This is a genomic window from Pseudomonas sp. YL2 (assembly GCF_023063025.1).
GTDB classification, from domain to species: domain Bacteria; phylum Pseudomonadota; class Gammaproteobacteria; order Pseudomonadales; family Pseudomonadaceae; genus Aquipseudomonas; species Aquipseudomonas putida_A.
On record NZ_JAJSLU010000003.1, the window covers coordinates 429,168 to 438,357 of the forward strand.

The 9,190-nt window shown below is 61.0% G+C and carries 11 protein-coding genes; 5 read left to right on the forward strand and 6 right to left on the reverse strand.

Annotation, left to right across the window (positions count from 1 at the left end):
- Nucleotides 1–21 precede the first annotated feature (21 nt).
- A complete protein-coding gene (locus LVD08_RS07330) occupies nucleotides 22–933 on the reverse strand; it encodes a LysR family transcriptional regulator (protein WP_247267812.1) in 912 nt (303 codons plus the stop codon).
- A gap of 77 nt (nucleotides 934–1,010) precedes the next feature.
- On the opposite strand from LVD08_RS07330, the gene LVD08_RS07335 reads away from it, so the two are divergent.
- Nucleotides 1,011–1,499 carry a DMT family transporter gene (locus LVD08_RS07335; protein ID WP_115988043.1) on the forward strand — a complete coding sequence of 163 codons (489 nt, stop codon included), beginning with the start codon at nucleotides 1,011–1,013 and terminating at the stop codon, nucleotides 1,497–1,499.
- 144 nt (nucleotides 1,500–1,643) lie between these two features.
- Here the strand turns inward: LVD08_RS07335 and yiaY are convergent, their stop codons facing one another.
- On the reverse strand, nucleotides 1,644–2,792 hold the full coding sequence (gene yiaY / locus LVD08_RS07340; protein WP_096797067.1) for an L-threonine dehydrogenase: 1,149 nt from the start codon (nucleotides 2,790–2,792) through the stop codon (nucleotides 1,644–1,646).
- A 153-nt stretch (nucleotides 2,793–2,945) separates the two neighbouring features.
- Between yiaY and LVD08_RS07345 the strand changes: the two genes are divergently transcribed.
- A complete protein-coding gene (locus LVD08_RS07345) occupies nucleotides 2,946–3,965 on the forward strand; it encodes a DUF4917 family protein (protein WP_247267813.1) in 1,020 nt (339 codons plus the stop codon).
- Between the two features lie 99 nt (nucleotides 3,966–4,064).
- On the opposite strand, the gene LVD08_RS07350 is transcribed toward LVD08_RS07345, so the two are convergent.
- Nucleotides 4,065–4,607: a helix-turn-helix domain-containing protein gene (locus LVD08_RS07350; protein ID WP_027614428.1), complete on the reverse strand. Its 543-nt coding sequence runs from the start codon at nucleotides 4,605–4,607 to the stop codon at nucleotides 4,065–4,067.
- 106 nt (nucleotides 4,608–4,713) lie between these two features.
- Between LVD08_RS07350 and LVD08_RS07355 the strand changes: the two genes are divergently transcribed.
- Nucleotides 4,714–5,496 (forward strand): aldolase, encoded by a 783-nt coding sequence (locus LVD08_RS07355; protein ID WP_103368249.1) that lies wholly within the window; start codon nucleotides 4,714–4,716, stop codon nucleotides 5,494–5,496.
- Nucleotides 5,497–5,518: 22 nt separating this feature from the next.
- Nucleotides 5,519–6,403, forward strand: coding sequence for a dihydrodipicolinate synthase family protein (locus LVD08_RS07360; protein WP_247267817.1), 885 nt, complete (start codon nucleotides 5,519–5,521; stop codon nucleotides 6,401–6,403).
- 123 nt (nucleotides 6,404–6,526) lie between these two features.
- Here LVD08_RS07360 and LVD08_RS07365 read toward each other — a convergent pair whose 3' ends face one another.
- The 3 genes from LVD08_RS07365 to LVD08_RS07375 form a co-directional block, all read right to left on the reverse strand.
- The gene (locus LVD08_RS07365) at nucleotides 6,527–6,871 is read right to left on the reverse strand and encodes a YegP family protein (RefSeq protein ID WP_247267814.1); all 345 of its coding nucleotides are present in this window, start codon (nucleotides 6,869–6,871) and stop codon (nucleotides 6,527–6,529) included.
- Between the two features lie 195 nt (nucleotides 6,872–7,066).
- Nucleotides 7,067–7,372 carry a ribbon-helix-helix domain-containing protein gene (locus LVD08_RS07370; protein ID WP_150370430.1) on the reverse strand — a complete coding sequence of 102 codons (306 nt, stop codon included), beginning with the start codon at nucleotides 7,370–7,372 and terminating at the stop codon, nucleotides 7,067–7,069.
- A 13-nt stretch (nucleotides 7,373–7,385) separates the two neighbouring features.
- Nucleotides 7,386–7,967, reverse strand: coding sequence for a DJ-1/PfpI family protein (locus LVD08_RS07375; RefSeq protein ID WP_103368246.1), 582 nt, complete (start codon nucleotides 7,965–7,967; stop codon nucleotides 7,386–7,388).
- A 280-nt stretch (nucleotides 7,968–8,247) separates the two neighbouring features.
- Between LVD08_RS07375 and LVD08_RS07380 the strand changes: the two genes are divergently transcribed.
- Nucleotides 8,248–9,165 (forward strand): DMT family transporter, encoded by a 918-nt coding sequence (locus tag LVD08_RS07380; RefSeq protein ID WP_247267815.1) that lies wholly within the window; start codon nucleotides 8,248–8,250, stop codon nucleotides 9,163–9,165.
- The last annotated feature ends 25 nt before the right edge of the window (nucleotides 9,166–9,190 follow it).

Sequence of the window (9,190 nt, forward strand, 5' to 3'; positions counted from 1 at the left end):
CCCCACTCCTTGATAACGTTTTCAGCCGCGCACTATCCCTTTCTCAATCCGGCGATTCAACCAGTTCAACGCCTGATCCCCACCCCGGCGCTTATGCCACGCCAGCACAAACGTGAACGGCGCAATCTCGAACGGTGGCGGCAGCACAATCAGCTCCTGCTGATCAATCTCGCGCACGCTGCGTGACGACACCGTGAGAATCAGATCCGTACCGCTGATCAACTGCGGCGCGACGTTCCAGTGCGGCAGGCTGATGGCGACGCGGCGGCGTTCGTGCAATGAGGTCAGCGCCCGCTCGATTTCCGGGGTGCCGCTGCCGCGCATTTCCAGCAAAACATGCGGGCGCGACAGGTAGGTCGGCAAATCCAGTACGCCGTCGGCCGGCAAGCTACAGCGATCCAGCAGGCAGACGTAGCGCTCTTCGAACAGCACGCTGCTGCGCAACTCGTTGGGCATTTCCGGGAACACCCCGGCGGCCAAATCGATGTCACCGTTGAACACACCCTCCAGCATGCCCTCGCGGCTCGCATGGCTGATCTGCAGGTCGATGCCCGGCGCCTCGCGGCGCAAGGTGCGGATCAGATCGGGCAGGATGATGGCCGCGCCGTAGTCGGACATCGCCACACGAAAGGTTCGCCGCGCAGTGGCCGGATCGAACGTGTTCGGCGCCAGCAGCGATTGCACCTGGACCAACGCTTCGGCCAGTGGCGCAACCAGTTCCAGCGCCCGCGCCGTGGGCACCAGCGTCGAACCGGCGCGCACCAGCAGCGGATCGCCGAGCAAGTCGCGCAGCCGCGCCAGCGCATGGCTGACCGCCGGTTGACTCAGGTGTAGCCGCTCGGCGGCGCGGGTGACATGTTGCTCGCCGAGTAAGGCGTCGAGGACCACCAGCAGGTTGAGATCGATACGGCGCAGATCATTCATCTTGTGCATGTTCTGGATGACAAAACGGAATTTAAATCTGCGCGACGAATAACCTAGAGTCCAGCAAAACCTGTTGGAGAGTGATCATGAGTACGTTGCAGTGGGTCGGTTTATTGCTGCTGGCCGCGTTTGCCGGGGCGGTGGTGCCGTTTCAGAGTGCGATCAACAGCAATCTGGCGCGGGGCCTCGGCCATCCGCTATGGGCAACCTTGGCCTCGTTGCTGGTGAGTGTGTTGGTGCTGTTGCCGGTGATTCTGGCGTTGCGCCTGCCGCTGCCGTCGCTGGGTTTTATCAGCAAGGCGCCGTTGTGGATGTGGGCTGGCGGTGCGTTCGGCGTGTGCTTTGTGGCGCTGGCGGTGATGTTGCTGCCGAAGCTCGGCGCGTCGGGGTTTGTTGCGCTGGCGTTGGCCGGCCAGGTGATTGCGTCGATGGTGCTGGATCACTTCGGGTTGTTCGGGTTGGTGGAAAAACAGCTGACGGCGTCGCGGGTGTTGGGCGCGTTGCTGCTGATTGGCGGGGTGGTGTTGATTCAGTTTGGTGGGGTGTTTGAGCGGAATGTGGCGGCGGTTGGCTGATCTGAGAGCTCATGGTTTTGTGGTGTTGACGAGTCAGTCTTCGCGAGCAGGCTCGCTCCCACAGTGATCGCATTTCAACTGTGGGAGCGAGCTTGCTCGCGAAGGGGCCAGTGAGCTCTGCTGAACATATCAGGACGGCGCATCTCAAAACGCGTTACGGAAAATCTCCTCGATCTGCCGCTGATCCGCCGCCCGTGGGTTGGTCAGGCCGCATGCATCTTTCAGCGCGTTGGTGGCAAGCACGGGGATGTCGCTGAGCTTGGCGCCGAGTTCACGCAGGCCACCCGGAATCTCGACGTCCTTGGCCAGACAACGGATCGCGTTGATCGCCGCCTGAGCGCCCTCTTCCGGGCTGAAACCACGGATGTCCGCACCCATGGCGTGAGCGACGTCAGTCAGGCGTTCGGCACAGATCAACGCGTTGAAGGTCTGCACATGCGGCAGCAGCACGGCGTTGCACACGCCATGGGGCAAGTCGTAGAAACCGCCCAACTGGTGGGCCATGGCGTGCACGTAGCCAAGCGATGCGTTGTTGAACGCCATGCCGGCGAGGAACTGCGCGTAAGCCATGTTTTCCCGCGCCGCGAGGTCGCTGCCGTCACGCACGGCCAGGCGCAGGTTGTTGCTGATCAAGGTCATGGCCTTCAGTGCGCAGGCATCGGTGATCGGGTTGGCCGCAGTTGAGACGTAGGCCTCGATGGCATGGGTCAACGCATCCATGCCGGTGGCGGCCGTCAGGCTTTTCGGCATGGCGACCATCAGGGCCGGGTCGTTGACCGACAGCAGCGGCGTGACGTTGCGGTCGACGATGGCCATTTTCACGTGGCGTGATTCGTCGGTGATGATGCAGAAACGGGTCATCTCGCTGGCGGTGCCGGCGGTGGTGTTGATGGCGATCAGCGGCAATTGCGGCTTGCTCGATTGATCGACGCCTTCGTAGTCGCGGATCTGCCCGCCGTTGGTCGCACACAGAGCAATGCCCTTGGCGCAGTCATGGGGCGAACCGCCGCCCAGCGACACCACGAAATCGCAGCGACTGTCCTTGAGCAGCGCCAACCCGGCCTCGACATTGGCAATGCTCGGATTCGGTTTGGCGCCATCGAAGATCACCGAATCGATGTCCTGCATCGCCAGTTTCTCGGCGAGCATGGTCGCCACGCCAGCCTTGGCCAGCCCCGCGTCGGTGACGATCAGCGCCTTGCGAAAGCCGTAGTTGCGGATCGCAACCATGGCCTCGTCGAGGCATCCGTTGCCCATGATGTTTACCGCCGGAATGAAAAAGGTGCTGCTCATGCGCGTCTCCTGACTGGGGCCGAATCGACTGCTCCGATACGGCGGATGTGCACAGGATCGACCGATCGGTCACCACCGATGTTGATCTGGCTCAATGCCCGCTCGTGATAAAGTCGCCGTCCATCCGCCCTTTGTTTTGAGACTGCCCACGCAATGACCGATTTTCTGGATGTCGATGCCACCCTCGAAGACTGGAGCGCCCTGCGCGCCACCGCCGACTTCAACGGTCTGCTGGTGGGCAATGGCGCCAGCCGCGCGGTGTGGGACGATTTCGGCTACGACTCGCTGTTCGAAAACGCGCGCACCGTGGAAGAAAAACCGCTGAGCCCGTCGGAACTGAGCGTGTTCGACGCGTTGCAGACGCGCAGCTTCGAGCAGGTGCTCGGTGCGTTGAAAACCACCAGCCGGGTCAACAAAGCGTTGGCCGTCAGCTCGGCCGCACCGCGCAATCGCTACTACGCGATCAAGGAAGCGCTGATCAACAGCGTACATGCGGTGCACATTCCATGGCGCCTGGTGCAGGCCTCGACCCTGGCCACGCTCAATGAAGAACTGGCGCGTTATCGCACGGTGTTCACCACCAATTACGACCTGCTCAACTACTGGGCGATCCAGCACCGCAGCGAGGCCATCGACGACCTGTTCAACGGCCCCGACGCCAGTTTTGATCTGAGCGACAGCGCCAGCGCCAAACCGCGCCTGCTGTACCTGCACGGCGGTTTGCACCTGGTGCGCAATCAGGACGGCACCGCGCGCAAACTGACCTCGACCGAGGGCACCCTGCTCGGCAGCTTCGCGATCAACAACACGATCAAGACGCTGGACGACGTGCCGCTGTTCGTCAACGAAGGGCCGAGCGCGGACAAGCTAAAGACTATTCGCAGCTCGGAGTATCTGTCGTTCTGCTACGAGCAGTTATTGGGACACGCGCAGAACCTGTGCATCTTCGGTCATGCGCTGGGCGAGCAGGATGCTCACATCGTGAGGGCACTGCGCCTGGCGAAACCGGCGAGTGTGGCGATCTCGATTTATCCGCGCAGTGCGGCGTTCATTCAGCATCAGAAGCGGCATTACGCGAAGGTGTTCGAAGGGACCGGGGTTGAGTTGCGGTTTTTTGATGCGAAGACGCATGCGTTGGGTAATCCGAAGTTGTCGGTGCCGGTCGAGGTTTGATGTAAACCGGACTGACGCTTTCGCGAGCAGGCCCGCTCCCACAGGGGAATGCATTCCAAATGTGGGAGCGGGCTTGCTCGCGAAGCTTTTGGGGCCAACTCATTCTTCGCTACTGTGCACCACCACCAGCAACTGCGCCTGCACCTCGCCCACCGACCTGATCCGGTGCGGCTTCTGCGCGTTGAAATGCAGCGCATCGCCCCGTTCCAGCAGCACCCGTTCGTTCATGAAATCCACTTCCACCTGCCCTTCGTGGACGAACAGAAACTCCTCGCCCAAATGCTCCTTGAAGGTCTTGTCGGTGAACTCGCGCGGCGGGTAGATGATGAACGGCAGCAGGTTGCGCTCGCTGACCTGATGCGCCAGCACCGCATACCCCGGGCTCTGATCGTTGGCCGCCAGTGACTGGCGTTCGTGACTGCGCACCAGGCTGTAGCTGTCGAGGCTGACGTTGTCTTCGGAGAACAATTCCTCGACCTTCACGTTTAGCGCTTTCGCCAGTTTCAGCGCGGCCGCAATCGACGGGGTGTTCAGCCCGCGCTCGACCTTCGACAGATAACTCTTGGTCATGCCGGATTTTTCCGCCAGCGCCTCAAGTGTCACGCCAAGTTTTTTTCTCAACAATTTCAAACGGATAGACATGCGCAGCAGTTATTCCATCAAGGAAACGACGATTGATGCTTGCTTATGACACTTTGTGTCATATAGGCTCTTTAGTGTCATTTGCAATCACCCAAAGGACACAGACATGGCCAAGACATTAGCACTACCCAAAGAGCAACTGGTCAAGCAAGCGCTGACCCAGATGCAAAACACGCTGGCGGATAATACGTGGACTGACCGGCAAAAGCTGGCGCTGACCTGCCGGATCCTGTTCGAGAGCGGTCATGACTCCGGTCTGGCCGGGCAGATCACCGCTCGCGGCCCACAACCGGGGACCTATTACACTCAGCAACTGGGCCTGGGTTTCGATGAAATCACCGCGAGCAATCTGCTGCTGGTCAACGAAGATCTGGAAGTGCTCGAAGGCCACGGCATGGCCAACCCAGCCAACCGTTTCCACAGCTGGGTCTACCGCGCCCGGCCGGACGTGAACTGCATCATCCACACGCACCCGACGCACATTGCCGCGCTGTCGATGCTGGAGGTGCCGCTGCAGATTTCCCACATGGACCTGTGCCCGCTGTACGACGACTGCGCGTTTCTCGAAGGCTGGCCGGGCGTGCCGGTGGGTAACGAAGAGGGCGAACTGATTGCCGGTGCACTGGGCGACAAGCGCGCGATTCTACTGTCGCACCACGGCCAACTGTCGACCGGCAGCACGATCGAAGAAGCCTGTGTCATCGCCCAACTGATCGAGCGCGCCGCCAAACTGCAGCTGCTGGCGATGGCCGCCGGCACCATCAAACCGATCATTCCGGCGCTGGGGCGCGAGGCCCATGACTGGGTGTCGAAACCCAAACGCCACGCCGCCGCTTTCAACTACTACGCCCGGCAGAACCTGCGCCAACACGCCGATTGCCTGAACTGATTTCAGCTTTTTCCGGAGACTCATCATGTCCAATATTCACGGCATCATCGGTTACACCATCACCCCGTTCGGCACCCACGGCGAAGGCCTCGATCTGCCGGCTCTCGGCCAATCCATCGATCGTCTGATCGACAGCGGCGTCCATGCCATCGCTCCGCTGGGCAGCACCGGCGAAGGCGCCTACCTGAGCGACGCCGAATGGGATCAGGTCGCCGAGTTCAGCATCAAGCACGTAGCCAAACGGGTGCCGACCATCGTCAGCGTGTCCGACCTGACCACCGCCAAAGCCGTACGCCGCGCACGCTTCGCCGAAGCCCACGGCGCTGACGTGGTGATGGTGCTGCCAGCGTCGTACTGGAAGCTGACTGAAGCGGAAATCCTTGCGCACTACCGCGCCATCGGCGACAGCGTCGGTGTGCCGATCATGCTCTACAACAACCCGGCCACCAGCGGCACCGACATGTCGGTCGAGCTGATTCTGCGCATCGTCAATGGCGTGGAAAACGTGACCATGGTCAAGGAGAGCACTGGCGACATTCAGCGCATGCACAAGCTGCAACTGTTGGGCGACGGTCAGGTACCGTTCTACAACGGCTGCAATCCGCTGGCGCTGGAGGCTTTCGCCGCCGGGGCCAAGGGTTGGTGCACCGCTGCGCCGAACCTGATCCCGCAACTGAATCTGGATTTGTACGCGGCTGCGCTGGCCGGTGATCTGCAACGGGCGCGTGAGTTGTTCTACCGCCAGTTGCCGCTGCTGGACTTCATTCTCAAGGGCGGTTTGCCAGCGACGATCAAGGCCGGACTGCGTGAAATCGGGCTGGAAGTCGGCGCTCCACGACTACCGGTGTTCCCGCTGAGCGAAGCAGGGCAAGCTCAGCTAAAAGCGATCCTCAAGACCCTGCGCTGACACACAAACCCAATGTGGGAGCGGGCTTGCTCGCGAAGGCGTCGTGTCAGTCGACATCTCCATTGACTGATCCACCGCTTTCGCGAGCAAGCCCGCTCCCACATTTTTGCTCATCTGTGCTCTTCAGAGCACCGGCAAGGTCTTGTCCTTGATCACTTTGCTCGGCCCATTGGCCTTGACGCTCGCGATGCCTTTGGCACACGCGGCATCGTTGGAGTACGACTCGCTGCTGCCGATGATCTGATGGTTGGCGGCCTTGAGGTTGAAGTATGGGTGGCCATCCTTCGTCGATTTCTTCTCGTAGCGTTCATCCAGCGGGCTATTGGTCTGCACCGAAGCAATGCCGCTGTCGGCAGCCGCGCGGGTGGTGTAGAGCTCGCTGGTGAGAATGGTTTCAGCGTTGGCGGCCTTCAGCACAAACCTGAACTGGCCGTTGCTGCTTTTGCTCACTTCGTACCATCCGGACATGCTCGTTTCTCCTTGGCGGTTGAAAGGTTTTGCGCCAATGAGTAAAGACCAGCCCATGACTTCTGTCGCCTGTAATGGCCTCTTCGCGAGCAAGCCCGCTCCCACAGTAGATCTCCAGTGATCACAAAAATAGGTGAGCACTCGGCAATCAATGTGGGAGCGAGCCTGCTCGCGAAGGCGTCACCCCGGTGTTGGCTATTTCACCCCCGCCCGCACCACCGACAACTCCGGCGCACTCACCCGTCGCTGACTCAGATACCGCGTGCAACTCACCCGCAGGAACGAAGCGAAATTCACCACCTCCCCGCGATAATCCATCACCTCTTCATACAGCTTGGCGATCAACTGGTTGGTGGTCATGCCATCGACTTCGGCGATTTCGCTGAGGATGTCCCAGAACTGGTTTTCCAGGCGCAGGGTCGTCACCACGCCGCAGATGCGCAACGAGCGCGAGCGGGATTCGTAGAGAATCGGGTCGGCCTTGACGTAGAGCTCGCACATCGGCGAATCCTCGTTACAGGGTGATTTTGGTGCCAAGCAAACCGAGGAAACCGGCCAGCCAGTTCGGATGCGCCGGCCATGCTGGCGCAGTCGCCAGATTGCCCTGAACGTGGCCGTCGGTCACCGGGATATCGATGAACGTGCCACCGGCCAGCCGAACTTCCGGGGCGCAGGCCGGATAGGCGCTGCACTCGCGACCTTCGAGAACGCCGGCCGCTGCCAGCAATTGCGCACCGTGGCAGACCGCAGCAATCGGCTTGCCGGCCTTGTCGAAGGCGCGCACCAGCTCCAGGACTTTTTCGTTCAGGCGCAGGTATTCCGGCGCACGACCGCCGGGGATCAGCAGCGCGTCGTAATCGGCCTCGGTGACCTTGGCAAAGTCGAAATTGAGGGCGAACAGGTGACCCGGTTTCTCACTGTAAGTCTGGTCGCCTTCGAAGTCATGAATCGCGGTGCGCACAGTCTTGCCCGCAGCCTTGTCCGGGCACACGGCGTGCACAGTGTGACCGACCATTTGCAGGGCCTGGAACGGCACCATCACTTCGTAGTCTTCGACGTAATCGCCGACCAGCATCAGGATTTTTTTCGCGGCCATGGGGAGGACTCCTCTGGGAATGGGCTTGCAGGAGTATTCAAGGTAGACCTTATCCGTTGGGGCGGGTAACAACCGGCTACTACCTCGAAGACCGCGTTATCGTTTTTCGCGAGCAGGCTCGCTCCCACACTGGAATGCCGTCCACTGTGGGAGCGAGCCTGCTCGCGAAGAGGCCCTCAAACTGTACGCCTAAGTCTGTGCCTAGCTGTAACAGCCCGACCCGCCCGGTTTATGGCTAGATGAAGCCACCTTCCTGTCACCTTCAATTCTGGTCACTCACATGTCCTCGCGCGAAAACACCGGCATGGCCCTCGGCCTGCTCGGGGTTGTGATTTTCAGCCTCACCCTGCCCTTCACCCGGATTGTGGTGCAGGAACTGCATCCGCTGCTCAACGGCCTCGGCCGCGCGCTGTTCGCGGCGATTCCCGCGGCAGCGTTGTTGTTATGGCGACGCGAGAAGTGGCCGAGCTGGCAGCAGATCAAAGGCCTGAGCCTGGTGATCGCCGGGGTGATTCTCGGCTTCCCGGTGCTGTCGGCGTGGGCCATGCAGACCTTACCGGCGTCCCACGGCGCCCTGGTCAACGGTTTGCAGCCGCTGTGCGTGGCGCTGTATGCCGCCTGGCTGTCCCATGAACGCCCGTCGAAAGCCTTCTGGGCCTGCGCCGCACTGGGCAGTGCGCTGGTGCTCGGCTACGCGTTGTACACCGGCGCCGGGAGCATTCAGGCCGGTGACTTGTTGATGCTCGGCGCAATTGCCGTCGGCGGTCTGGGGTATGCCGAGGGTGGCCGGTTGGCCAGGGAAATGGGCGGCTGGCAGGTGATCTGCTGGGCGCTGGTGCTGTCGACGCCGCTGCTGATCGGGCCAGTCTTGTATCTGGCGCTGCAACATCACGGTGCAGTGTCAGCCAAGGCCTGGTGGGCGTTCGGCTACGTGGCACTGTTTTCGCAGTTTCTCGGCTTCTTCGCCTGGTACGCCGGGTTGGCGATGGGCGGGATCGCGCGGGTCAGTCAGATCCAGTTGCTGCAGATCTTCTTCACCATCGCGTTTTCGGCGCTGTTCTTTGGTGAACATGTCGAGCCGATTACCTGGGTGTTTGCCTGCGGGGTCATCGCAACGGTGATGCTTGGGCGCAAGACCGCCATCAAACCCCATGTGGGAGATTCTATGTTGCTCAGCAACCCTAGAATCTCAAACTGATCGGTATTCGCCCTGATTCTTCATC